This window comes from Mesorhizobium sp. WSM4845 (genome assembly GCF_055811455.1).
Genome location: NZ_JBVVQA010000005.1, coordinates 118,911 through 142,826, shown reverse-complemented (window position 1 = coordinate 142,826; position 23,916 = coordinate 118,911). Strand labels below are relative to the sequence as shown.

Genomic DNA, 23,916 nt, shown 5'->3' with positions numbered 1-23,916 from the left:
AACCCTAAGATTCCAGCACGTCCTTGACGATTGTGGCCAGTTGCTTGAGCGAAAACGGCTTCGGCAGGAAACCGAAATGCGCGTCTGCCGGCAGGTTCTTGGCGAACGCGTCCTCCGCGTAGCCGGAAACGAAGACGAATTTGATGTCCGGCTGCCGCTTGCGCAATTCGCCAAGCAGCGTCGGCCCATCCATTTCCGGCATCACCACATCGGAAACGACAATGTCGACCTTGCCGCCGAGCGCCTCGAAGATTTCCAGCGCCTCGACGCCCGAGGACGCTTCGTGGACGGTGTAACCGCGCGACGTCAGCGCCCGCATGCCGCCCATGCGCACGGCATCCTCGTCCTCGACGAGCAGCACCGTGGCCGAACCTGACAGGTCCTTGGCTGCGTCGGCGACCTTTGCCGGTGCAGCCGGCGCCTCGCCGGGCTCGCCTGCCGTTCGCGCCTCTGCAATGTAGCGCGGCAGGAAGATGCGGAACACCGATCCCTTGCCGACCTCGGAATCGCAGAAGATGAAGCCGCCTGTCTGCTTGATGATGCCATAGACCATCGACAGGCCGAGGCCGGTGCCCTTGCCGACCTCCTTGGTGGTGAAGAAGGGTTCGAAAATCTTCTTGAGCACTTCGGGGGCGATGCCGCTGCCTGTGTCTTCAACTTCGACCACCACATAATCGGCAGGCGCAAGTTCGCGGTAGGGAAGGCTCTTGCTCTCCTGTGTGGTCACGTTGCGGGTGCGCACGATGAGCTCGCCGCCGTTCGGCATCGCGTCGCGCGCATTGACCGCCAGATTGACCACCACCTGCTCGAACTGCCCGATGTCGACCTTCACCGGCCACAGATCGCGGCCATGATCGACCTTCAGCTTGATGTCGTTGCCAACCAGACGGGCCAGCAGCATCCGCAGATCGGCAAGCACGTCGGTCAGGTTGAGCACCTCCGGCCGCAGCGTCTGCTTGCGCGAGAAGGCCAGAAGCTGCCGCACCAGCGAGGCCGCCCGGTTGGCGTTCTGCTTGATGTTCATGATGTCAGGGAACGACGGGTCCGACGGGCGGTGGTTGGTCAACAACAGGTCCGACGCCATGATGATGGCGGTCAGCACATTGTTGAAGTCGTGTGCGATGCCGCCGGCAAGCTGGCCGACCGCCTGCATCTTCTGGCTTTGCGCCATCTGGCCCTCGAGCGCCTTCTGCTCGGTGGTCTCGACGGCGTAGACGATGGCCGATTCTTCGGCGCCCTCGCCGGTGCCGTCGGCAACCGCGTTGACGTAGAAGCGCATGTGCCGTTCTTCATTGCCGGGCAGCAGCGTATCGATCGGTTCGATATCGGCCTGCCGTTGTCGCGCTTTTTCGAACGCCGCGGCAAAGGCGGGTCGGTCACGCTCATGGATCACAGTGTCCAGCCGCACGCGCCGATCGACCGCGTCCCCGTCGACGACGGAGGAAAACAGTGACAGGAAAGGCGCGTTGGTGCGCAGGATGCGCCCGCGGTTGTCGACAGCCGCTATTGCCATCGGCGTCGAATTGAAGAAGCGGGTGAAGCGGATCTCCGAGGCGCGCAGATCGGCGGAAGCGTCCTCGCCTTGCGTCCGGTTGAGCACGATGGTGCGCGTCGGACCGTTGGCGCCCTCGCGGCTGGCCGAAACCCGATGCATGAAACGCACGGGCAGCGCCTCGCCCTTCACTGTCGTCAGATCGAGATCGATGACCGCATTGCGGGTGGTGCCGGGATCGGCCTTGACCGAGCGGACCAGCGCCATGCCGTCGCCGGCGACGATCTCCGCAAGCGTGACGGCACCAGGCGTGAAGCTCGTCAGGTCGATGCCCAGCCACTCCGCAAGCGTGGCGTTGATGTAGGTGACGCGGCCTTCCTGGTCGGCCGAAAAGAAGCCGGCAGGCGCATGGTCGAGATGGTCGATGGCCTCCTGCAGATCAAGGAAGAAGCGCTCCTGCTCGGCCCGTTCTTTCGAGATGTCGGCGAGTTGCCAGGCGAGCAAGGGCAGCCGCTGGCCCGGAACGCTGAAGGCGCGGGCGCGGACACGGTACCAGCGCGCGCCCGGCTCAGCGCCGGGTCGAATGGATTGGGCAAGCCTAAACTCACCGTCGCCGGGCTGGCCGTCGCGCAGGCCGGAGGCGAGCCGGTATATGGTCACCGAGGCCTCGGGAACATCGGACAGCAACCCTTCGACGGTCTTTAGATCCGCCGCAGAAGCCGCGCCCGTCATCTCGGCATAGGCCCGATTGGCGTAGACGACACGACCCTTGGTGTCGGTGACCAGGAGGCCTTGCGACATTGAATCGACGAAGGCTTTCGACAGCTCGTCACTCGTCGAGCGCGGTGTGATCTGCACGAAGCCGATGGCGGTGGCGAACAGGAAGCCGACACCGATCATCGCCAGCACGCCAAGCATTCCAAGCAGGAATGGATCGCCAAGACGTTCTCGGAAAAGGCCGAAAACGATCGCCGCTCCTGTCAGCACAACGATGAAGACGATGAGCCGGGTGACCGCGCCCGGTCGCGTGTTCTGGTCGACGATCGGTACCGGATAGAAATCGCCGCGCGCTTCCTTGGCCATGTGCCCCCTGCTCGTGAATTCCGGTACTTGCCCCTGCCCGGTTGAATCACATTCTCAGGGTCCGGAAAAGGCCTTGGCGGCCACTGTCCGCTAAAAATGACACCCGTTCGGCGCCTGGTGCGGCGAATCCGAAATTCGCATCATTCCTGGTCCGACGCGAGCGAATTTTGGATTCATCACGCCAGCAACTTGCTGAAAATCCAGCGTCGTGGATTGAAGTGGGAACGCAGACGCCCTCAATTCGCAGAAGCTTGAAATCCACAAAATGGGTGTTTCAAGCTGTTCACGAAGCGCGAAACGTAACTTGCAGTCGCGTGCCGCAACAGTCTAGTGTCGCGTCTTCTTCGAAAGCTGATTTTGGGTGCACCAATGCTGCAGTGGCTGGATAGCGTGGCGGGTCCCGGTTATGCCGCGGCGATCCTGTGGACCGTTGTCGCGCTTGTCCTTGTGGTCATCGTTCTCCTCATCATCAAGCTGGTCCGCAATCTGACTTTTGGAACATTCGTTGCCGGCGGCAGGAACCGCAAGACGCGGCTGGCGGTGATGGACGCCACCGCAGTCGACAGTCACCGCCGGTTGGTGCTGGTGCGCCGCGACGATATCGAGCACCTGCTGCTGATCGGCGGCCCAACCGACGTCGTCGTCGAACGCGACATCAGGCTGTCGGCGCTGCGCCGTCCTGCACTGACCGGAGATGGCGGCGGCCATCAGCCGGCACCAACGCCGCGCGCGCCGCAACCGGCTCCCGCGCCAGTGAGGCAAACACCGTCTCCGCAGCCGGCAAGCAACGCCCCAACGCCGGGCCGGCCGCATCAGCCCGCCCCGGCGCCGAGGCCAGCAGCGCAAAGCCCTCAATCGACGACCATCACGCCGCTGCCCGCCTACACCAATGCCGTTCGGTACGCGCCATCGCCGGCAAGACAGGATTCCCCGGCAAAGCCGAATTCCCCGGCAAAAGAGGATTCCATCGACGATACGCTGATGAGGGAGCTCGAGGTCCCGTTTGATGACCCGCACCCCGCCAAGCCGGAGAGCAAGCCGGCGGCGAAAGAGCCGTCGTCTCTCGATGACGAGATGACGAAGCTTCTCGGCGAGTTGTCCAGCCAGAAGAGATAACCGGCCAACAGCCAATAAAAAAATGGCCGGAGACCGGCCATGACAAATTCGCTGGCTGCTTTTAGACGCTTCGCCCGTCTGGACGCTTCGCCCGTGCTTCAGTCGTCGCGGTAGACCTTCTCGCGGCGTTCGTGGCGCTCCTGCGCCTCGATCGACAGGGTCGCGATCGGACGCGCATCGAGCCGCTTCAGCGCGATCGGCTCGCCGGTTTCCTCACAATAGCCGTAAGTGCCTTCATCGATGCGCTGAAGCGCAGAATCGATCTTTGAAATGAGTTTCCGCTGGCGATCTCGGGCGCGAAGTTCGATGGCGCGGTCGGTTTCCGAAGAGGCGCGATCGGCGAGATCGGGGTGGTTGGCGTTTTCCTGCTGCAGGATTTCGAGAGTTTCGCGCGCTTCGCGCAGTATGTCGTTCTTCCAGGTGACGAGCTTCAGGCGAAAGTAGGATTTCTGCCGCTCGTTCATGAACGGCTCGTCTTCGGAGGGTACGTAATCGGCGGTAACGATGTCGTTCATTCGACTCACCCAGACAGCCCCAAATTTGGCGCCTATATATTCACGGACCGAATGCTGCACAAGCGCAATCGACGACAGATTCACGCAATTGTTAATCTCGGCCAAAATGCCATGGGCCGCATCATTCGCATGAAGGGCGCGACCGAATTCGCGTATGATTCGTTAGGTTTGTAGGGCGCCGGCCATTGTGCGCAAGGCGTTTCTCATGACTAATCCCGCAGCGCCTTTTGACGAGTTTCGGTGTTTGGCACAAGCGAGGGACCGGTGAGCAAGCTTTATCTGCTGAGGCATGCGAAGGCCGGATGGGCCCTGCCGGGCATGCGCGATTTCGATCGTCCGCTCGACGCATCCGGCGTCGCCGACGCCGAAACGATGGGTGCGGTCATGCGGGCCTGCAACTACATTCCGGACCTGACCCTTTGCTCGAATGCAAAGCGAGCGCGCCAAACGCTTGAGGGCCTGGCCGGTCACACCGATACGGGCCGGGTCCTGTTCCTGGAGACGCTCTACAGCGAGGATGCCGCCGGCTATCTCAAGCTCATCCGCGGCAATGGCGAGCCAGGCTCGCTGCTCGTCGTCGGCCACAATCCGATGACGGAAGATCTCACCATCGCGCTTTCGGGCGATGGCGAGGAGGCTGCCAGGGGAATGCTGAACCACGGCTTCCCGACCTCCGGCCTCGCGGTCGTCCGTTTTCCAGGCAGTCTTGCCAACGCCGCGCAAGGCACAGGCTATCTCGAAGCCTTCCTGTCGCCGGCCGATATCTGACGCCATTTCGAACGTAGCGTGGTGGATTTGACGTTCCTGCCACTTCAATGGCGTTAGCGTTCAGGAACTTCAAATCCAAAACCACGCTAGAAACGATGGTTTGCCAGTGTGACTTAGAATCCGAAATTCGCTCACTGCGATGCTCCAAGGTACTGCGAATTTCGGATTCGCCACACTAGCCGCCAGCGCCTATATCGGGGCGGACCGAAGCCCCGAGAGACCGCATTTTGGCATCATCGCTGACCACTTTCACCGACGAGGCGAAGATTGCCCTGGATACGCTGTCGGGGCGCGCTACCGGGCTTTTTTCGCCATCGCTGCGGCTGGGTGTTACCGGCCTCTCCCGCGCCGGCAAGACGGTGTTCATCTCAGCCTTTGTCCACAATCTGATCCACGGCGGGCGGTTGCCGCTGTTCGAGGCGCAGAAATCGGGGCGTATTGCCCGTGCCTTCCTCGAAGAGCAACCCGATGACGCCGTGCCGCGATTCCAGTACGAGGACCACATCGCGGCCTTGGTCAACGACCGCCTGTGGCCGGATTCGACACGTGCCATTTCCGAGCTGAGGCTTACCATCGAATATGAATCGGCCTCCGGCTGGAGCCGCATGTTCTCATCAGGCAGATTGTCGATCGATATCGTCGACTATCCTGGGGAATGGCTGCTTGACCTGCCGCTGCTCGGCAAATCCTACGCCGATTTCTCACGCGAAGCCTTTGACATGGCCGTGCTGCCGGTGCGCGCCGACCTTTCGCAGGAATGGCGCGCGCTCTCCGCCGCAATCGACGCAAATGCCGACGCCGATGAGATGACGGCGCGACGCCTCGCCGAGAGCTTCGCCGCATATCTCAAGGCATGCAAGCTCGACGAGCGGGCGCTTTCGACCCTGCCACCCGGCCGTTTCCTGATGCCCGGCGACCTTGAGGGCTCACCGGCGCTGACCTTCGCGCCGTTGCCGGGGCTGAGCGAGCGGCGGGCGCGGCCCGGGTCGCTTCAGGCGATGATGGAGCGGCGCTACGAGGCCTACAGGACGCATGTCGTAAAGCCGTTCTTCCGGGAGCACATCACGCGCCTCGACCGTCAGATCGTTGTGATAGACGCGTTGCAGGCCTTGAATGCCGGGCCCGGCGCGATGGCCGATCTCGAACGTGCGGTGACCGAAATCCTCGCCTGCTTCCGCCCCGGTCGCGGCAATTTCCTGACGGACTTTTTTTCAAGGCGCATCGACCGCATATTGGTGGCGGCGACAAAGGCGGACCATCTGCATCACGAAAGCCATGACCGGCTGCAGGCGATCGTGCGGCGGCTCGCCGACCGTGCCGTGGCGCGCGCAAATTTCACCGGCGCCGAAGTCGACGTGGTCGCCCTGGCGGCGGTGCGGGCGACCCGGGAAGGCACGGTCAAGCAAGGCCGTGAAACGCTGCCGGTCATCATCGGTACACCGTTGAAAGGTGAAAAGATCAACGGCGACACATTTGATGGCAGAACAGAAACAGCCATATTTCCCGGTGACTTGCCGGAGAAAATTGATGCAGTGTTCGATGTCTCCGGACCAGACCGTCGGCAGAACCCGGGTCATCGGCAGGCCAATGAGGACCCGGCGATCCGCTTCGTGCGCTTTCGCCCGCCAAAACTCGAACGCACTGCCGAAGGCGTCACGCTGTCGCTGCCGCATATCAGGCTCGACCGTGCCCTGCAGTTCCTGATCGGAGATCATCTGGCATGACCGCGCCCCGCAAGCCGGCGGCATTTCGCATCGAGCCGGAAGCCCCGCCAAAGCAACAGGCGGCCTCGCGCCAGCCCGACGCCGCTGCGGCCAGAAAACCACGCACCGTGAACGCTGACCTTGCCGTCGTCACGCCGGCGGAAATCGACGTATTCGACGAGCCGGACATCATCGCCGCCGAACCGCCGCCGGCGACCGCGCCACGGCAGCGCTCGATATCAGTCAGCCTGTTCTTCGGCGCATTGGGCGTTCTGGTTTCGCTGGCCCTCGGCCTTTGGACCGACCGGCTGATTCGCGATCTGTTCGCCCGTGCCGAATGGCTGGGCTGGCTGGCCGCCGGGATGGCCGTGGTCGCGCTGCTCGCGCTTCTGGTCATCCTCGTCCGCGAGTTCCTGGCGATCACCCGCCTCGCCGAGGTCGAAAAGCTGCAGATGCGGGCGCTCGACGCCATCGCCCGCGACGATCCGAAAGCCGCTCGCGCCGTGGTCGAGGAACTGTCAGCCTTTGTCGCGGCCAAACCCGAAACCGCGGCCGGCAGACGCGCCCTGGCAGACTTGCGCGACGAGATCATCGACGGTGGCAATCTGGTGCGCCTGGCCGAGACCGAAATCCTCGGCCCCCTTGATGCACGCGCCAAGGTGATGATCCTCGAAGCGGCAAAGCGTGTGTCGCTGGTGACGGCGGTCAGCCCTCGCGCTCTGGTCGACGTCGCCTATGTCGTGTTCGAAGCCGGCCGGCTGATTCGCCGCCTGTCGGAGCTTTATGGCGGCCGGCCGGGCACGCTGGGGTTCTTCCGGCTGGCACGCAGCGTTCTCGCCCATCTGGCGGTGACCGGCTCGATTGCCGTCGGCGACAGTTTCGTGCAGCAGATCGTCGGCCATGGCCTTGCCGCCCGGCTCTCGGCAAAACTTGGCGAAGGCGTCGTCAACGGCATGATGACGGCGCGCATCGGCATTGCTGCGATGGAGACCGCAAGGCCCCTGCCCTTCAGCGCCGCGAGGCGGCCCGGCATGGGCGATTTCCTGTCCGCGCTGACATCATTTGCAACCAAAAAGCAGAAGGAAACATCCGCTTCCGACACCTGACGACCGTCTCCGACGCGGCACGTCCTGGTGGCGCGCCAAGGGATGCTGCAACACGTTTGTTTTGCCCATGATCCCAGCGCAAATCGCGTCCGATTTTCGGGGTCATCCGCAACCGGTGACGAAGCATTAACCAATCTTGTTCATGGTCGGACGGGTTCCAAACCAGTCTCTTTGTTGCCGGGTGTCGTCGATGAAAAGCGTGATCTTGTCTAGCGTCCTGCCCATGGCAGTCGTGGTTTCAACAACCGCCGGCATGGCCGAAAAGACCTTTGCGGCAGAACGGGACAAGAATTTCTTTCAATCGGTGAAAGGCGAATGGGTCGGCCCGGGGGAAATCGTCGCCGGCAAATACAAGGGCACGAAATTCACCTGCAATTTCACCGGTTCGACGCCGGACGGCAAGATCGGCATGTCGCTCGACGGCGGTTGCCGGGTCGGCATGTTCACCCAGCAGATGTCGGCGACGATCCAGCACAAGGGCCGCGAGGGCTACAAGGGCAGCTTCATGGGCGGTGCCGCCGGTTCCGGTCTCGACATCATCGGCGGCAATGTGGTCAGCGCCAGCAAGGTCGTCTTCACCATCAACCGTAACCAGTTGCGCGGCGTCATGCAGGCTCTTGTCCCCAACGACAATTCGATGACAGTGACGGTTGCGGTGCGCGTCGACCAGCAATTGGTGCCGGTCATCGGCATGAAGCTGAAGCGCGTCGATACGCTCGAAGTCGGCTCCATCGCGCCGAACTGAACGATCGTCTGCGCATCCAGTGAAAATGCAACGCGCTGTGCAATTTAGTGAATGGTGAATGGTGAATGGAATTAGATATTGACTACTGACTACTGACTACTGACTACTGACTACTGACTACTGACTACTGACTACTGACTACTGACTACTGACTACTGACTATTCACTATTCACTATTAACTATTCACTATTCACCAAAAAAGCGGCAGCCACGGCCACCGCTTCTTTTAGCAAAACTCAAATCGATTCTCAGGCCTTGCTGGCGGCAGTCAGCTCGTCATAGGCCTTGCAGGCCTCCTCCGCCGTCGTCGCGCCCTGATATTTGGTTGTGACCGCCTGGACCTTGGCGGTGAGATCGGCTGCCTTGGCCGGATCCTTGGTAATCGCCTCCTGAAGGGCCGCGGTCATGTCCTGGGCCTTCTTGGTCAGCATTTCGGTGGTGCAGTCCGGCGCCTTCGAGCAGGCCGATCCGGCAGCGCCGCGATGCCAACGGCAACAAGCAAAAATGTCTTCATGTCAGTCGTCTCCCTCAAAAAAGGCGGCCGACTTGATCGTCACCCGCCCTTCACGGCCAAAGCCGCGGCGTCCTTAGCGCCCGATTGCTGCAACACACAACGCAGCCGGTGGATAAAGTTGTGGAGCGCGCCTGCAACACTGCTGCACCAGTTTCCGGATTCGGACTGTTCGATCTCAACCGAAGCCCCTATCTTTGCCGCTCGATGCCGCAGCATGTGCAGCGGTCCTTAGAGAGAACGGAACGGCAGGCATGGCGGCAGAAGCAGCGGGCAGCGATCTGATCCACGTCGTGGCGCTGCTCGCCGCAGGTGTTGTCGCCGTGCCGATCTTCAAGCGCATCGGGCTTGGCTCCATCCTCGGCTATCTGGCGGCCGGCGTGGTCATTGGCCCGTTCGGCATCGGCATCTTTTCCGAATCGGAAGCCATTCTTCACGTCGCCGAGCTCGGCGTGGTCATGTTCCTGTTCATCATCGGGCTGGAGATGCAGCCATCACGGCTGTGGGGCCTCAGGCGAGAGATCTTTGGCCTTGGCGCATTGCAGGTTGGCGTCTGCGCGCTGTTGCTGACCGGGGTCGGACTGGCGGGAGGTTTTCCGGTCTCGCAATCCTTCGTCGCCGGCGCCGGTTTCGTGCTGACCTCGACGGCGATCGTCATGCAGCTTCTGGAGGAACGCGGTGAGATGGCCGCGCCCAAAGGCCAGCGCATCGTCTCCATCCTGCTGCTCGAAGACCTGGCGATCGTGCCGCTGCTGGCGCTGATCGCTTTCCTGGCACCGGGCGGCGCCGATATGAGCTTGACGCAGCGGCTGACGGAGGTGGGCATCGGTCTTGCCGCCATCGTCGGGCTGGTGCTGGCCGGGCGTTACCTGCTCAATCCGTTCTTCCGCATCCTGGCGGATGCCCGCGCCCGCGAAGTGATGACCGCCGCCGCCCTTCTGGTCGTTCTGGGGTCGGCGCTTGCCATGCAGCTCAGCGGCCTGTCGATGGCGATGGGCGCTTTCCTGGCCGGCGTGCTGTTGTCGGAATCCACCTTCCGCCATCAGCTCGAGGCCGACATCGAACCCTTCCGCGGTGTGCTGCTCGGGCTGTTCTTCCTCGCTGTCGGCATGTCGCTCGACCTGCACGTGGTTGCCCAGAGCTGGCGGCTTGTCGCCATCTACGTCGTCGCCTACATGGTGATAAAGGCGATCGGCATCTATCTCGTCGCCCGCATCCTCAAGACCGGCCACCGGGAGGCGCTCGAGCGCGCCGTCTTCATGGCGCAAGGCGGCGAATTCGCCTTCGTTCTCTATTCCGCCGCGGCGGCGGTCGGCATCATCGACAGCCAGGCTAACGCGACGCTGACGGCGATCGTCATCATCTCCATGGTGCTGACGCCGCTGGCCATTCTGGCATTGCGGTATCTGACGCCACGCGACGAGCAGTCGCTCGAAGGCGTCGACATCGCCGATGGCCTGACCGGCAGCGTGCTGATCATCGGCTTCGGCCGCTTCGGCCAAATCGCCAGCCAGCCGCTTCTGCTGCGCGGGATCGACGTCTCGATCATCGACAATGAGGTCGAGATGATCCAGGCGGCGGCCGATTTCGGTTTCAAGGTCTATTATGGCGACGGCACGCGGCTGGACATTCTGCGTGCCGCCGGCGCCGGCCGCGCGCGCGCCGTGTTGATCTGCGTCGACAAGCCCGATGTCGCCGTCCGCATCGCAAAGCTGATCAAGGCGGAGTTTCCCCTGCTCACCGTGCTGGCACGCGCTTTCGACCGCGGAACCGCACTGCAATTGATACGTGCCGACGTCGATTTCCAGATTCGCGAAACCTTCGAATCAGCGCTTGTCTTCGGCGGCTCCACGCTGGAGGCACTGGGCGTCGACCCCGAGGAAGTCGCCGAGGTGATCGAGGACGTCCGCCACCGCGATTCCGCCCGTTTCGAGTTGCAGCTCGCCGAAGGAGTTCGCGCCGGAGCGCGCTTCCTCAAGGGCAATATCGGCACACCCATTCCGACACCGCTCAGCCAGCCGCGTCGCTCCGGTCAGGCGCTCAATGAAGAAACCGCCGGCGTTCTGCACAAATCCGAGCCTGCCGACTAAACATTGGAGAGCAAACAGATGATCGAACTGGACGAGCGCGCGCTCTCCGTCACCAAATTCTGGCGTGACGCCGGGAAAGATGCATGGTTCGAGAAGAATGACGCCTTCGACGCGGAGTTCCGCAACTGGTTTCTCGAGCTGCATTACGCTGCCGCGCGGCGTGAATGCGACGGATGGTCGGAGCATGCCGAAGGCTCACTGGCGCTGATGATCCTGCTCGACCAGTTCCCGCGAAACTGCTTTCGCGGCACCGGCCATATGTATGCCACCGACCCGCTGGCAAGGCATTTTGCCGAAAAGGCGATCGCCGCCGGCCAGGATCTGGCGCTCGACGAAGAGCTTCGCGTCTTCCTCTATTTGCCTTATGAGCATTCGGAGCATCTCGCCGACCAGCTCAAATCGGTGGACCTCACCACCGCCAAAGCCCAATCCTATCTGAAGTATGCCGTCGAGCACCTGGAGATCATTCAGCGCTTCGGCCGTTTTCCGCATCGAAACAGGATGCTTGGCCGCGAGACGACGCCGGAGGAACAGGTGTTCCTCGACGGCGGCGGGTTTTCCGGCTGAGCTGAGCTCAGTGCATCGGAGCCAAAAATGGTTAGAGGTTTTGGTTCGATGCTTTAGGTCAGCCACCAATCCCGGCCGGACGACAATTGCTCGATGCCGGCGCTGTCGAGAGCGGCAAGCCGCTCTGCCACGCTTCTGCCGTCGACGGTGAGGTCAGGCGCGATCTCGGCCAGCGGCGCAAGAACGAAGGCGCGCTCCAGCATGCGCGGATGCGGCACTTCCAGCCCGGTTTCGTGGATAATCCGATCGCCGAACACCAGAATGTCGATGTCGATCAGCCGTGGACCCCAGCGCTCCTCGCGCACCCGCTTCAGCCTGCGCTCGACGTCGAGACAGAGATCGAGCAATGCATGTGGCGCGAGCGCGGTCGAAATTTCGGCGGCCGCATTGAGAAAATCCGGCTGGTCGAGCTTGCCCCAGGGCGGCGTGCGGTAAAGCGAGGAGACGACAACGACGCGCGTGTTCCCGTCGGCGTCCAGCATGCGCAGCGCCGCGCCCATCGACCTTGCCGGGTCGCCGAGATTGCCGCCAAGGCTGAGGTAGACCGTGTTATTGGGGCCAGGCAACGGTCACCTCGACATGATCGAGCACGCCGGGCACCGGCGCGTTCGGCTTGCGCACAGTGATCTCGGCCTTTTTTATCTGGGGAAAGCGGGCTGTCAGCGCCCGGGCCACCTCCAGCGCCAGCGCTTCTATCAGAAAACGCCTCTCCCCGGTGATGATCTTTTCGATCACCCCGAAGGCAATGCCATAGTGGACGGTATCCTCAATGGAATCATCGACCAGCGCGCGGCCGGGTTCGACGGTGAGCGCAGCGTCGACATAGAAACGCTGGCCGAGCGTCTCCTCCTCATCCAGCACGCCGTGCCGAGCGAAGAAGGCGCAATTTTTCATGCGGATGATATACATCGCTCAGCGTCCTGCTCGATTGGAGCGATGCGCGTCCGCTTGGGCGCACAGACTACGCTCTAAGGCCTTTGATCTACGCATTTCGATTTGCGGGCTATTCGGCGGTTTCACGCGCCAGCATAGCATCCGCAACCGCCAGCGCATCCACATTGATTGCGACATCGTGGACGCGAAAAAGCCGCGCGCCCTTGAGCCTCAGTATGACGCTCGTCGCCGCTGTTCCGGCGTCTCTGGCCGAGGCGTCGCGGCCGGTGACGGCGCCGATGAAGCGCTTTCGCGATGTACCGGCCATCAGTGGAAAGCCCAAGACATCGAGCTCGGAAAACCGTGCCATCAGGTCGAGATTTTCCTCCGCGGTTTCCTTGGCGAAGCCAAAGCCCGGATCGAGCACGATCTGGTCGTCGGCAACGCCGCTTCGCCGGGCGATTTCCAGGGACTTCCCGAGGAAGAAAAACTGATCCTCGATCACGTCGGGCAATTTTTGCCTGTCACGCCCGGTGTGCATGATGACAAGCCCGGCGCCGGTTTCGGCCGCGACCCGCGCGATGCCCGGTTCGCGTTGCAGACCCCAGACGTCGTTGAGGATATGCGCGCCGGCGGCGACGGCAAGCCGGGCGGTGTCCTCGCGATAGGTGTCGACCGAAATCAGCGCCTCGCCGAGCCCGGCGAGCGCCTCGATGACAGGCAGCACGCGGGCCTGCTCTTCCTCGATGGCTACCCGAGATGCGCCGGGGCGTGTCGATTCGCCACCGACGTCAATGACGGAGGCCCCCTCTTCCGCCATCCGGCGCGCCTGGGCAATCGCCTGTTCGGGCGCGACGAACAGTCCGCCGTCAGAAAAACTGTCCGGCGTGACATTGAGTATACCGACGATCACCGCCTTGCCGCCAAGGTCGAGATGGCGCCCATGCGCCAGCTGCCATCGCCCTGTCGTCATTGTCGATAAACCATGTTTGATCCACCAAAGATCAATTCCGTTGCGTCGGCAACGGCCGTAGCGCAAGGTAGGCAAAGAGGCAACATGATGAAACGATCCCTGCTTTGCGCCCTGATGCTTGCTTGTTCCGCCTTGCCGGCGGGCACGGCGAATTTGGTGAAGACATATAGCTATTTCAGCATCGGCGGCAGAACGCTCGACGATATCGGATCCCAGCTTACGAAACTTGGACCTCGGGTGAAAAGCACCGGGATGCGGCATCCAGGCGCCACGCAGATGGCGTTCACCACCCGCGTCAGCTATGCGGAAAGATCGAACTCCTGCGCGATTGCCGACGCCGATGTCACCGTCAAGGTCAAGGTGATCCTTCCCGAGTGGCGCCGCCCGCGCAAGGCTGATGCCGGCGTAAGGCTGTTTTGGGATACATTGTCGGCCGACATCAAGCGTCATGAGGACCGCCATGTCGAGATCGCCAAGAACCATGCCGGCGAACTCGAGGATGCGCTGAAGGCGACCCACCCGCGCAAGACGTGCCAGGAGGCCAAGGCCAAGGCAGCGGAGATCTCCGCCGCTATTCTTGCCAAGCACGACCGCGCTCAGATGCAGTTCGATCGCGTCGAAACCATCAATTTCGAAAGCCGCATCCTGCGGCTGCTGCGCTATCGCATGAAGCGCATCGAAAACGGCCGGCTGCCGGGTTAGCTTCGGCCAGACGGTAAGGGCGATTCTCGTCGAGTAAGAGACTCAGCCGGCGACGCCGAGCTTCTTCTGCAGGCTGGTCGATGACGTCGTATACTGGAATACGATGCGCTCGCCGGGGCTGACGATGCGCTTGGCCGCCTGCGCCATCAGCGCGACCTCATGGAAGCCCGACAGGATCAGCTTCAGCTTGCCGGGATACCAGTTGATGTCGCCGACGGCGAAGATGCCCGGTACCGACGTCTGGAATTTCTCGGTGTCGACCGGGATCAGGTTCTCATGAAGATTGAGCCCCCACTCGGCGATCGGTCCGAGCTTCATGGTCAGGCCGAAGAACGGCAGCAACCGAGTGCACGGCACCTCGGTGTCACCGTCGGGTCCCTTGATGGTCGCCGCCGAGAGATGGCCGTCCGTGCCGGTCAACCCGGTCACCTGCCCGACATGGAAATTCAGTTCCTTCATCTCCTGCATGGCGTACATCTTGTTGACGCTGTCTGGCGCCGCGCGGAACTCCGGCCGCCGGTGCACCAGCGTCACGCTCTTGGCCACCGGCTGCAGGTTCAGCGTCCAGTCGAGCGCCGAATCGCCGCCGCCGACGATAACCAGGTCGTGGCCGCGGAATTCCTCCATCCGGCGCACCGAGTAGAAGACGCTCTTGCCCTCATAAAGCTCGATGCCCGGAATTGGCGGCCGCTTCGGCTGGAAAGAGCCGCCGCCGGCGGCGATAACCACAATCTTGGCTTCAAACACCTCGTTCTCGTCGGTGATGACGCGAAAGCTGCCGTCCTCGAGCTTTTCGAGGCTCGAGACCATGCGGTTGAAGGTGAAGTCGGGCTTGAACGGCGCGATCTGCTCAAGCAGTCTGTCGACCAGGCCCTGGGCCGAGATCGATGGCCAGCCGGGAATGTCGTAGATCGGCTTTTCCGGATAGAGTTCGGCGCATTGCCCGCCGGGCCGATCGAGTATGTCGATCAGATGGCATGTCATGTCGAAGAGGCCGAGCTCGAACACGGCGAACAGGCCGACGGGCCCCGCCCCGACAATCAATACGTCCGTCCTGATGATATCGGTCATGAATGCGCCTTCGATGCGCATGACCCCGAAAATCGGAATCGATTCTCGCCGGGGATCCTGCGCCAAATCACCGTGCTACAGCGTGCTTTGCGTGGTCCAGGGAACGTGCGGCGCTGTAGAGAACGGCGCGACACTGCATGACCATTGGCCCGCTGCCAAGCCGGCGCCGGAAAAATCGGCTATATCCCCCGCTTAAGCCTCCACGCTTCAGCCCTGGCGGGCGGGCACGCGCACAACCAGGCCGTCGAGAGCGTCGCGCACCTTGATCTGACAGGAGAGCCGTGAGTTCGGCTGGACGTCGTAGGCGAAGTCCAGCATGTCCTCTTCCATCGCTTCCGGCTCGCCGACCTCCGCCGTCCATGCCTCATCGACATAGACATGGCAGGTCGCGCAGGCGCAAGCGCCGCCGCATTCGGCCTCGATCCCCGGCACGGCGTTGCGGATCGCGTTCTCCATGACGGTCGAGCCGTTTTCGGCATCCACGTCAAAATGTGTGCCGTCATGGGCGATGAAGGTCAGCTTAGTCATTTGTCACCTGAAGGGAGTCCCAGCCGAGATAATCACTCCCGCAGACAAGTCAACTGCGGCGCGAAAGCGGCGCTCCATGCCGTTTTTTTCGGAAATGGGTTTAACGGCTGATGGCGGCGACGAAATCGCGGACTTCTTCGATCAGGGAGCCAAGCCGCTTGAGGGTATTGGTATCTTCAGGTTGAAGTTCGATCGCGCCGGCGCAATCGGCAACAGCGAAGGCGCCGACGCCGCGCGCCGAGCCTTTCAGCCCGTGCGCCAGGAGCAGTCTTTGTTTCACATCGGCGTCGACTATCCTGTCGCGAACCGACAATGCCTGCTGCACGAACAGCGCCAGCACCTCCTGTTCGAGGCTGCGGTCGCCCATCGTCTGGCGCGCCAGATGCGCCAAGTCCACGGGCCGCGACCCGGCCGTTCCCGACACATCGCCGCCGGGCATCGAGAAGGCAATGCCGTTTTCGCCACGCATGACTCTGCAACTCCGTTCTTCCAGCCGTCAAAAATAGGCAGCCGCCAAAAAATAGGCCCATCCTGTGGACGACGGGTTAACGATTGGCCCGGAAAAATGTTGCGATAGCGGCGCCGGAATCACAGTTCTGTTAACCTTATATTTAAAGTTTTACGTATCGCACCGAATGCATGTTTTCTTTACCCCGGTGTGTCATTACGATACGAAAGGTCCATTTTCAGCCTCTTGCGTGGGACACGAAAAGCAAAATCAACAAGTCCCGCGGCAGCTTGTACAGGGTAGCGAAGGCATGGCGAAGAAAACAACGACGACAAGAACGCTCGACAACGACGTAGCCAGGGAACTCGAAAAAGCACTTGAAATCGATCTGAACGGCGATGCCGGCGGCGACCTCGACATCGCCGCGTCGATGGAGGATCTGGAAGCGCAGATCTCGCAGGCCGCCGACGAGTTGGCACGCGAGGGCCGTGACCAGGATGCCGAGGCTGTCGCCAACCAGAGCCAGGATGCCGAGCCTGTCGCCAACCAGAATCAGAATGCCGAGCCTGTCGTCAACCAGAGCCAGAATGCCGAGCTTGCCGCCAATCAGGACCAGAAAGCCCAGGACCAGAGAGAGGCGGCAAACGCCAGGCCGGCTGAACCGCGCCCTGCTGAGCTGCGCCCTGTTGAAACGCGCCCCGTTGAAATGCGCCCTGTTGAAACGCGCAATGGCACGCAGTCGGCCGGCTTCACTCCGGCCAACGATCCTCGTCAAAAAGATTACAAGACGCTGCTGCACACCCTCAATCGGCGTGCCTCGAACACGATCTACTGGGTCGTGGCGCTCGTTTCGCTCGCCTGGGTCGCGGGCGCCGGTGCATTGGCAAACCTGCTGTTTGGCCCAGGCATTTGGCAAATCCGCACGCCCGGCCAGTTTTTCGCCCGTCCCGAACTGATTGGCCTGGCAATCGCTGCGATCCTGCCGGTCCTCCTGTTCTGGGCGTTTGCAGCCATGATTCGCCGCGCACAGGAGATGCGCATCGCCGCTCAGTCGATGACGGAAGTGGCTTTCCGCCTGACCGAGCCGGAGCAAATCGCCCAGGATCGCGTCATGATGATCGGGCAAGCCGTGCGCCGCGAGGTTGCGGCCATGGGTGAAGGCATCGAGCGCACGCTTGCACGTGCCGTCGAGCTCGAAACCCTGGTCCACAGCGAGGTCAACCAGATCGAGCGCTCCTATTCGGAGAATGAATCCCGCATCCGCTCGCTTGTCGACGGGCTGGGCAGCGAGCGCGAAGCGGTGGTCACCCACGCCGAACGCGTGCGCGCCTCGATCACCGGCGCGCATGAGACGCTGAAGGACGAAATCGGGGCTGCCAGCGACATCATTCGCGACAGCATCCTCAACGCCTCGACCAACCTGTCGATGACCATCACCAATTCTGGCGACACGCTGATCGACAGGATCAACCAAAGCTCGCTGTCGATCTTCGATTCGGTGGAAGGCCGGCTCGAATCCATCACTGACCGGCTGTCGACCTCCGGCGAAGCCTTCGCCAGCCTTCTCGACACACGCATTGCCAAGCTGACGGAGACGACCGACGGCCTCACCCGGTCGCTGACCGATCTGCTCGACGATCGGACCTCCGGCATGGTGTCGCTGCTCGGCGGCGCCGCACGCACGCTCAACTCCGAATTTGAAGCCAGCCTTGACGGCATCGAGCGGACGCTGGCCGAACGCGGCCAGGTGCTGATCAGTGAGTTCCAGACCCGCGCCGAAGCGCTGGACACCGGCACCCAAAAGCTCAACGCCGCGCTAGAGGCCCGCGCACGCCAGATCAACGAGACCCTGGTCGAGCGTGCGCGCGAAATCGCCCATACCTTCCAGGAGAGCAAGGAGACGCTTTCGGCGATGATCGATCAGGGCAAGACCCAGATCGGCGCCGACATGGCCGACATCGTTTCGTCGACCTCGTCGATGCTCGAAGCACGCGCCGGCGATTTCGCCGGCCGCATGGAAGCGGCCCGTCATGTGGTGTCGCGCGCCTTCGACGCCGACATCCAGCGGCTTGCCGATGCCCGCGTCGGCATCGAGGAGGCTGTCGAGAACCACAGCCGCAAGCTTTCCGAAAGCCGCGAACACATGACGGCGGCCATGCAGGCCGATCTGGAGAAATTCGCCGAAAGCCGCGCCGGCATCGACGCGGCTGTCACCGACCAGGTGCAAAAGCTTTCCGAAGGCCGCAATCTGATCTCGCGCGCCCTGGAGGAGGATTTGCGCAAGGTCAACGAGTCGCGCGCCGCCATCGATGCGTCGCTCGGCAGCCATCTCGAACGGCTCGAAGAGGGCCGCAACAGGCTTTCGCAGGCCTTGAATGAAGACTCTGGAAAACTTGTGCAAGCCCGCACGATCATTGACGAAATGGTTGCCGGCCATGTTGGAAAGCTCGCCGAAGGCCGCAGCATTCTTTCACGCGCTCTCGATGCCGATCTCGGCAAGCTGGCCGACAGTCGCGCCAGCATCGACGGCCTGGTCGCTGGCCAGGTCGAGAAGATCGCCGAAGGTCGCGCCTTGCTCGCCAAGGCGCTGGAAACCGACATTGGTGGCATCAAGGGTCTCATCGAGACCCATTCCGCCAAACTGGCGGAAGACCGCAGCGAGCTTTCGCGTTCGCTCCAAGACGACCTGTCGGGCATCCGAGGCCTGATCGAGGACCATTCGGGCAGGCTCGCCGACGATCGCAGCCTGCTTTCGCAAACGCTCGAGGCAGACCTTGCCAAATTGGCGGAAAGCCGGTCGAGCATCGACGGGCTTGTCGCCGGTCAGGTCGAGAAGCTGGCCGAAGGCCGCAACATCCTCAAGCGCGCGCTCGAATCCGATCTCAACACGATCAAGGAGGTCATATCAGGCCAGTCCGAAAAGCTGGCGGAAGACCGTGGTCAGCTCTCGAAGGCGTTGGAAACCGACCTGCAGAGCGTCAATGGCCTTATCTCTGATCACATGAACAGGCTCTCCGAGGACCGTTCAATCCTGTCGAAGGCGCTCGAAGACGATCTCGCCAAGCTGGCGGAAAGCCGGTCGAGCATCGATGGGCTGGTCACCGGGCAGGTCGAGAAACTGGCCGAAGGTCGCGACATCCTCAAGCGCGCGCTCGAATCCGATCTCAACACGATCAAAAGCGTTCTATCAGACCAGTCCGAAAAGCTGGCGGAAGATCGTGGTCAACTGGCGCGAGCGTTGGAAACCGACCTGCAGGGCGTGAACGGCCTTATCTCCGATCACATGAACAGGCTCGCCGCAGATCGCTCGACCCTGTCCCAGGCGCTCGAAGAGGATCTCGCCAAATTGGCGGAAAGCCGGTCGAGCATCGATGGGCTGGTTACCGGGCAGGTCGAGAAACTGGCCGAGGGTCGCGACATTCTCAAGCGCGCGCTCGAGTCCGATCTCAACACGATCAAAAGCGTTATATCGGACCAGTCCGAAAAGCTTGCGGAAGACCGCTCGATCCTGTCGAAGGCGCTCGAAGACGATCTCGCCAAGCTGGCCGAAAGCCGGTCGAGCATCGACGGGCTGGTTGCCGGCCAGGTCGAGAAGCTGGCCGAAGGCCGCGACATCCTCAAGCGAGCGCTCGAATCCGATCTCAACACGATCAAGGAGGTCATATCAGGCCAGTCCGAAAAGCTGGCGGAAGATCGTGGTCAACTGTCGCAGGCGTTGGAGACCGACCTGCAGAATGTGAACGGGCTGATCTCCGATCACATGAACAGGCTCGCCGCAGACCGCTCGACCCTGTCCCAGGCGCTCGAAGACGATCTCGCCAAGCTGGCGGAAAGCCGGTCGAGCATCGACGGGCTGGTTGCCGGCCAGGTTGAGAAGCTGACCGAAGGCCGCGACCTGCTCAGACGCGCGTTGGAAGCAGACCTCAATACCATCAAGGGTGTCGTCGCCGATCAGTCTCAGCAGCTGACCGACAATCGCGCAGAGTTCGCGCGGGCGCTGGAGGCCGATCTCGGCGGTGTCAATGGTCTTGTAAACAGCCACGCCGAGAAGCTCATCCAGGACCGCTCAATCCTGTCCAAGGCGCTCGAAGACGATCTCGCCAAATTGGCGGAAAGCCGGTCGAGCATCGACGGGCTGGTTTCCGGCCAGGTCGAGAAGCTGGCCGAAGGCCGGGACATCCTCAGACGTGCGCTGGAAGCAGACCTCAACACCATCAAGGGTGTCGTCGCCGACCAGTCTCAGCAGCTGACCGACAATCGCGCAGAGTTTGCGCGGGCGCTGGAGGCCGACCTCGGCAGCGTCAACGGTCTTGTGAACAGCCACGCCGAGAAGCTCATCCAGGACCGCTCGATCCTGTCCAAGGCGCTCGAAGACGATCTCGCCAAGCTGGCGGAAAGCCGGTCGAGCATCGACGGGCTGGTTTCCGGCCAGGTCGAGAAGCTGGCCGAAGGCCGCGACATCCTCAGACGTGCGCTGGAAGCAGACCTGCAGAAAATTGCGGCGAGCCGCGGCGACATAGACGACATCATCGCCGGGCACGTCGGCAAGCTGGCCGAAGGCCGCGACGCGCTGACCCGTGCGCTGGAGGACGACCTCTCCAGGCTCGCCGACACGCGCAAGGAAGTCGACCGTTCCCTGTCCGGCCATATCGACCAGATCGCCGCCAGGAGCACCGACATCTCGGACGCCATTGCCGCCGACGTCGAAAAGATCGAGCAGGCGTTCAGCCGCCAGACCGGCATCATCGAGGAGCGCGCCGGGACCATGGAGCGCGCGCTGTCGACCGGCGTCGACAACGTCCGCAACGTGCTCGAAAAGAGCGCCGTCTTCGTTGCCGGAGCGCTGCGCGAAAAGGTCATGGAAGTCACCAGCGCACTGCATGAGCAGGCAGGCGCGGCTTTCAGTGACGCCGATTCCAAGATCGCCGAACGGGCGGAGCAGACCTCTGCTGCCCTGCTTGCCAGGGCGGAGGATATCGCACGCACCTTCGAGGAAGCGGATCGCCGCCTCGCCGCACGTGCCGAAGACACGTCGAGCGCGCTCGTTGCCCGGGCGGAGGGTGCATCGAGCGCAATCATGGCCCGCGTCGACGACACCTCGAACTCGTTGCTGGCGCGCGCCCAGGAAACGGCCGACCAGCTGGCTGCACGTGCCAGCGAGATCGCCGGTACATTCGATGCGGCGGACCAGAAGCTGGTTGCCCGCGCGGTCGAAACGGCACAGTCGCTGGCGGAACGCGCCGGCGACATCCTGCGCAATTTCGAAGGTGCCGACGAACGGCTCAGCGTGCGCATCGGCGAATCGGCCGAAGCGCTCGCAGCGCGTGCATCGGACCTTGGCCGCATTTTCGATGCTGCCGACCAGCAGCTGATCTCGCGCATCGCCGAAGGTTCGGAAGCGCTGTCGGCCCGCGCGTCCGAGATCGGCCGCATCTTCGATGAGGCGGATCACCGCCTGGTGTCGCGTATCGCCGACAGCACGTCGACGATCGGAGAACATGCCGACAACATCGTCGGGGCCTTCGCCAGCACCGAGCAGCGGGTTGCCGAACGTGCAAGGCAGACCGGGCAGGACCTGGCCGTTCACGCCCGTGACATCGAGCAGGCGCTCGCCGGCGCCGACGAGCGCCTGGCCTCCAGCGCGGCGGCCGCGGCGGCTCGCGTCGAGGAACAGGTTGCCGGCGTCGAAAACCGTCTGGTCAACACCACCGAAACGATAGGCCAGAAGCTCAACGAGCAGGTTTCGACCGCCGAGGCGCAGCTGATTTCGCGCGCCAACTCGATCGCCGAAACCTTCACGGCGGTCGGCCAGCATATCGGCCAGAGCACCAACGACGCCGCCAAGACCATCGGCACCAACACCCGCGAACTCAACACCATGCTTGCGGCACGTTCGGCCGAGATCTCGAAAATCCTCGACGAAACGGCACGGCCTCTGGTCGAGCGCTTCGCCCTGGGCGGTTCGGAACTGCAAAAGAGCATGGAAGAGGTGACCGAACGCGCCACCGAAAAGCTGCGCAGCGAAAACGCCGCTTTGGTCGACGCGCTCGCCAGCCGCACGGCCGAAACATTGTCGGCCGTTGAAGGGGCGCGCTCGACGCTCGCCGACAGCGTCGCCGACCTCATCGGCCGCATGAGCACCTCGAGCGCACAGCTCGGCCAGCTGATCGAACAGGCGGCGGCCAATCTCGGCCAGGTCGACGAACGCCTGACTGGCAGCACGCAAAGCTTTGCGGCGACAACGGAAAAAGCCGCGCAGACTTTTGCCAGCTCGGCGCGTCTGGTCGATTCGAATACGACACGGCTTACCGAGCTGTCGTCCTCGACCTTGCGCGAGGTTGCCTCGATCGCCACCAAGTTCGACGAGCACAGCCGATTGCTGTCGAGTGCTTCGGACCTGTTGAGCTCGGCCCAGAGCAACCTCGAACACACGCTGGAAAGGCAGTCGTCGCTGGAGGACCTCGCCGTCGGCTTGGTCAAGAAGTCGGAGGATCTCGAAAAAGTCATGCGCTCGTTCGAGGATCTGGTCGGCCAGACGTTGCAGAACGCCGAAGGCAAGACGCTGGAGTCGGCGGACAAGATCCGTACCTCCATTGCCGACGTCGTCGATTCGGCAACCAAGCGCTTTGCCGACGCGACCGAGGAGATGCGACGCACCGCCAGCTCGATCAAGAGCGAGCTCGACCTTACCCGCGCCGAGCTCAAGAAGGGTGTCATCGAGATGCCGGAAGAGGCAAAGGAATCGACCACGGCCATCCGCCGTGCCGTTTCCGAGCAGATCAGCGCCCTGAAGGAACTCTCTGATATCGTTGCGAAATCTGGCCGCAGCACCGACTCCTCGGAGCCGCGCAACCTGCGCCCGGCACAGCAGGCGCCTGCCCCGCGCGCCACTGAGCCGCTGCGCCGCCCTCCGGCCCCGGAACCCCTTTCCCCGCAGGCGCCGTCGGGTGACACCACACTGCGCGGCGACCTGGAACGCCCGCCGGAGACGGCGCCGCGCCAGCGCGACCCTAATGGCCGCGCGCCGCAGGGCGGCTGGGTGCGCGATCTCTTGAGCGGGGCATCGCGCGAAGAGGCCGCCAAGCCAGCAGCACCTTCGGAAGCGCCACGCTCGGCAGCCCCTGCCCAGCGTTCGCCGCTTCATGTCGTTGAGTCGCTCAACTCGCTTTCCGTCGACATCGCCCGCGCTATCGATCACGACGCCTCGATCGAACTGTGGAACCGCTACCGGAGCGGCGAGCGTGACGTGTTCACCCGGCGTCTCTACACGCTGAAGGGACAGCAGACGTTCGACGAGATCCGACGCAAATATCAGATGGAGGCGGAATTCCGCGCCGCCGTCGACCGTTACTGCGACGACTTCGAAAAGCTGCTCAAGGACGTCTCGCGCAACGACCGCGACAACATGATGGCGCAGACCTACCTGACGTCGGACACCGGCAAGGTCTATACGATGCTAGCCCACGCCAGTGGCCGCCTGCATTGATCAGACGATAAGCGAACGGAAAAAGGCGGGAAATTCCCGCCTTTTAGAGCAATCGCTTCGGGTTTGAATTTCACATCGTTACCGGCGCCGGCAGCGACATTCACATCGTTACCGGCGCCGGCAGCGACAATTGAGTGC

18 protein-coding genes are annotated in these 23,916 nt (G+C 62.6%); 9 read left to right on the top strand and 9 right to left on the bottom strand.

What is annotated here, in order from left to right; all coding sequences use genetic code 11:
- Window positions 1-4: 4 nt before the first annotated feature.
- A complete protein-coding gene (cckA, locus tag AC0L2C_RS08205; RefSeq protein ID WP_287183352.1) occupies window positions 5-2,575 on the bottom strand; it encodes a cell cycle histidine kinase CckA in 2,571 nt (856 codons plus the stop codon).
- Between the two features lie 369 nt (window positions 2,576-2,944).
- Here cckA and AC0L2C_RS08200 point away from each other — a divergent pair, with 369 nt between their 5' ends.
- Window positions 2,945-3,691 (top strand): hypothetical protein, encoded by a 747-nt coding sequence (locus tag AC0L2C_RS08200; RefSeq protein ID WP_473523146.1) that lies wholly within the window; start codon window positions 2,945-2,947, stop codon window positions 3,689-3,691.
- A 98-nt stretch (window positions 3,692-3,789) separates the two neighbouring features.
- Here AC0L2C_RS08200 and dksA read toward each other — a convergent pair whose 3' ends face one another.
- A complete protein-coding gene (gene dksA / locus AC0L2C_RS08195) occupies window positions 3,790-4,206 on the bottom strand; it encodes an RNA polymerase-binding protein DksA (RefSeq protein WP_006202025.1) in 417 nt (138 codons plus the stop codon).
- A gap of 264 nt (window positions 4,207-4,470) precedes the next feature.
- Between dksA and AC0L2C_RS08190 the strand changes: the two genes are divergently transcribed.
- The 4 genes from AC0L2C_RS08190 to AC0L2C_RS08175 all read left to right on the top strand — a co-directional run bounded on the left by AC0L2C_RS08190 (window position 4,471) and on the right by AC0L2C_RS08175 (window position 8,528).
- On the top strand, window positions 4,471-4,974 hold the full coding sequence (locus tag AC0L2C_RS08190; RefSeq protein ID WP_128172365.1) for a SixA phosphatase family protein: 504 nt from the start codon (window positions 4,471-4,473) through the stop codon (window positions 4,972-4,974).
- 227 nt (window positions 4,975-5,201) lie between these two features.
- The gene (locus AC0L2C_RS08185; protein WP_473523145.1) at window positions 5,202-6,698 is read left to right on the top strand and encodes a YcjX family GTP-binding protein; all 1,497 of its coding nucleotides are present in this window, start codon (window positions 5,202-5,204) and stop codon (window positions 6,696-6,698) included.
- Window positions 6,695-7,783 carry a YcjF family protein gene (locus tag AC0L2C_RS08180; protein ID WP_128183096.1) on the top strand — a complete coding sequence of 363 codons (1,089 nt, stop codon included), beginning with the start codon at window positions 6,695-6,697 and terminating at the stop codon, window positions 7,781-7,783. The genes AC0L2C_RS08185 and AC0L2C_RS08180 overlap by 4 nt, the downstream gene beginning before the upstream one ends.
- Before the next feature lie 190 nt (window positions 7,784-7,973).
- Window positions 7,974-8,528 carry a hypothetical protein gene (locus AC0L2C_RS08175; protein ID WP_473523144.1) on the top strand — a complete coding sequence of 185 codons (555 nt, stop codon included), beginning with the start codon at window positions 7,974-7,976 and terminating at the stop codon, window positions 8,526-8,528.
- Window positions 8,529-8,777: 249 nt separating this feature from the next.
- On the opposite strand, the gene AC0L2C_RS08170 is transcribed toward AC0L2C_RS08175, so the two are convergent.
- A complete protein-coding gene (locus tag AC0L2C_RS08170) occupies window positions 8,778-8,960 on the bottom strand; it encodes a hypothetical protein (protein WP_473523143.1) in 183 nt (60 codons plus the stop codon).
- 334 nt (window positions 8,961-9,294) lie between these two features.
- Between AC0L2C_RS08170 and AC0L2C_RS08165 the strand changes: the two genes are divergently transcribed.
- Window positions 9,295-11,130, top strand: a complete 1,836-nt coding sequence (locus tag AC0L2C_RS08165) for a monovalent cation:proton antiporter-2 (CPA2) family protein (RefSeq protein ID WP_091593667.1) — start codon at window positions 9,295-9,297, stop codon at window positions 11,128-11,130.
- Between the two features lie 18 nt (window positions 11,131-11,148).
- Window positions 11,149-11,697: a DUF924 family protein gene (locus AC0L2C_RS08160; protein WP_031255672.1), complete on the top strand. Its 549-nt coding sequence runs from the start codon at window positions 11,149-11,151 to the stop codon at window positions 11,695-11,697.
- A 53-nt stretch (window positions 11,698-11,750) separates the two neighbouring features.
- Here the strand turns inward: AC0L2C_RS08160 and folK are convergent, their stop codons facing one another.
- The 3 genes from folK to folP form a co-directional block, all read right to left on the bottom strand.
- A complete protein-coding gene (folK, locus tag AC0L2C_RS08155; RefSeq protein ID WP_473523142.1) occupies window positions 11,751-12,263 on the bottom strand; it encodes a 2-amino-4-hydroxy-6-hydroxymethyldihydropteridine diphosphokinase in 513 nt (170 codons plus the stop codon).
- On the bottom strand, window positions 12,247-12,606 hold the full coding sequence (folB, locus tag AC0L2C_RS08150) for a dihydroneopterin aldolase (protein WP_023801135.1): 360 nt from the start codon (window positions 12,604-12,606) through the stop codon (window positions 12,247-12,249). Before folB ends, folK begins: the two co-directional genes overlap by 17 nt.
- Window positions 12,607-12,700: 94 nt before the next feature.
- The gene (folP, locus tag AC0L2C_RS08145) at window positions 12,701-13,543 is read right to left on the bottom strand and encodes a dihydropteroate synthase (RefSeq protein WP_473523141.1); all 843 of its coding nucleotides are present in this window, start codon (window positions 13,541-13,543) and stop codon (window positions 12,701-12,703) included.
- Window positions 13,544-13,627: 84 nt separating this feature from the next.
- Between folP and AC0L2C_RS08140 the strand changes: the two genes are divergently transcribed.
- Window positions 13,628-14,245, top strand: a complete 618-nt coding sequence (locus tag AC0L2C_RS08140; protein ID WP_031255671.1) for a DUF922 domain-containing Zn-dependent protease — start codon at window positions 13,628-13,630, stop codon at window positions 14,243-14,245.
- A gap of 42 nt (window positions 14,246-14,287) precedes the next feature.
- Here AC0L2C_RS08140 and AC0L2C_RS08135 read toward each other — a convergent pair whose 3' ends face one another.
- The 3 genes from AC0L2C_RS08135 to AC0L2C_RS08125 all read right to left on the bottom strand — a co-directional run bounded on the left by AC0L2C_RS08135 (window position 14,288) and on the right by AC0L2C_RS08125 (window position 16,313).
- Window positions 14,288-15,316, bottom strand: coding sequence for an NAD(P)/FAD-dependent oxidoreductase (locus AC0L2C_RS08135; RefSeq protein WP_473523140.1), 1,029 nt, complete (start codon window positions 15,314-15,316; stop codon window positions 14,288-14,290).
- Window positions 15,317-15,523: 207 nt separating this feature from the next.
- Window positions 15,524-15,844: a 2Fe-2S iron-sulfur cluster-binding protein gene (locus tag AC0L2C_RS08130; protein WP_006334837.1), complete on the bottom strand. Its 321-nt coding sequence runs from the start codon at window positions 15,842-15,844 to the stop codon at window positions 15,524-15,526.
- Window positions 15,845-15,944: 100 nt separating this feature from the next.
- Entirely contained in the window at window positions 15,945-16,313 is a 369-nt protein-coding gene (locus AC0L2C_RS08125) for an Hpt domain-containing protein (protein ID WP_027151987.1), read from the bottom strand.
- Window positions 16,314-16,602: 289 nt separating this feature from the next.
- Here AC0L2C_RS08125 and AC0L2C_RS08120 point away from each other — a divergent pair, with 289 nt between their 5' ends.
- Complete coding sequence (locus tag AC0L2C_RS08120) at window positions 16,603-23,778, top strand: kinesin (protein ID WP_473523139.1); 7,176 nt, start codon at window positions 16,603-16,605, stop codon at window positions 23,776-23,778.
- Window positions 23,779-23,916 lie beyond the last annotated feature (138 nt).

Bases quoted from the DNA above. Each gene is read 5' to 3' on its own strand.
- cckA (WP_287183352.1), bottom strand. From the start codon at position 2,575: ATGGCCAAGGAAGCGCGCGGCGATTTCTATCCGGTACCGATCGTCGAC.
- AC0L2C_RS08200 (WP_473523146.1), top strand. From the start codon at position 2,945: ATGCTGCAGTGGCTGGATAGCGTGGCGGGTCCCGGTTATGCCGCGGCG.
- dksA (WP_006202025.1), bottom strand. From the start codon at position 4,206: ATGAACGACATCGTTACCGCCGATTACGTACCCTCCGAAGACGAGCCG.
- AC0L2C_RS08180 (WP_128183096.1), top strand. From the start codon at position 6,695: ATGACCGCGCCCCGCAAGCCGGCGGCATTTCGCATCGAGCCGGAAGCC.
- AC0L2C_RS08175 (WP_473523144.1), top strand. From the start codon at position 7,974: ATGAAAAGCGTGATCTTGTCTAGCGTCCTGCCCATGGCAGTCGTGGTT.
- AC0L2C_RS08170 (WP_473523143.1), bottom strand. From the start codon at position 8,960: ATGCTGACCAAGAAGGCCCAGGACATGACCGCGGCCCTTCAGGAGGCG.
- AC0L2C_RS08165 (WP_091593667.1), top strand. From the start codon at position 9,295: ATGGCGGCAGAAGCAGCGGGCAGCGATCTGATCCACGTCGTGGCGCTG.
- AC0L2C_RS08160 (WP_031255672.1), top strand. From the start codon at position 11,149: ATGATCGAACTGGACGAGCGCGCGCTCTCCGTCACCAAATTCTGGCGT.
- folB (WP_023801135.1), bottom strand. From the start codon at position 12,606: ATGTATATCATCCGCATGAAAAATTGCGCCTTCTTCGCTCGGCACGGC.
- folP (WP_473523141.1), bottom strand. From the start codon at position 13,543: ATGACGACAGGGCGATGGCAGCTGGCGCATGGGCGCCATCTCGACCTT.
- AC0L2C_RS08140 (WP_031255671.1), top strand. From the start codon at position 13,628: ATGATGAAACGATCCCTGCTTTGCGCCCTGATGCTTGCTTGTTCCGCC.
- AC0L2C_RS08135 (WP_473523140.1), bottom strand. From the start codon at position 15,316: ATGACCGATATCATCAGGACGGACGTATTGATTGTCGGGGCGGGGCCC.
- AC0L2C_RS08130 (WP_006334837.1), bottom strand. From the start codon at position 15,844: ATGACTAAGCTGACCTTCATCGCCCATGACGGCACACATTTTGACGTG.
- AC0L2C_RS08125 (WP_027151987.1), bottom strand. From the start codon at position 16,313: ATGCGTGGCGAAAACGGCATTGCCTTCTCGATGCCCGGCGGCGATGTG.
- AC0L2C_RS08120 (WP_473523139.1), top strand. From the start codon at position 16,603: ATGGCGAAGAAAACAACGACGACAAGAACGCTCGACAACGACGTAGCC.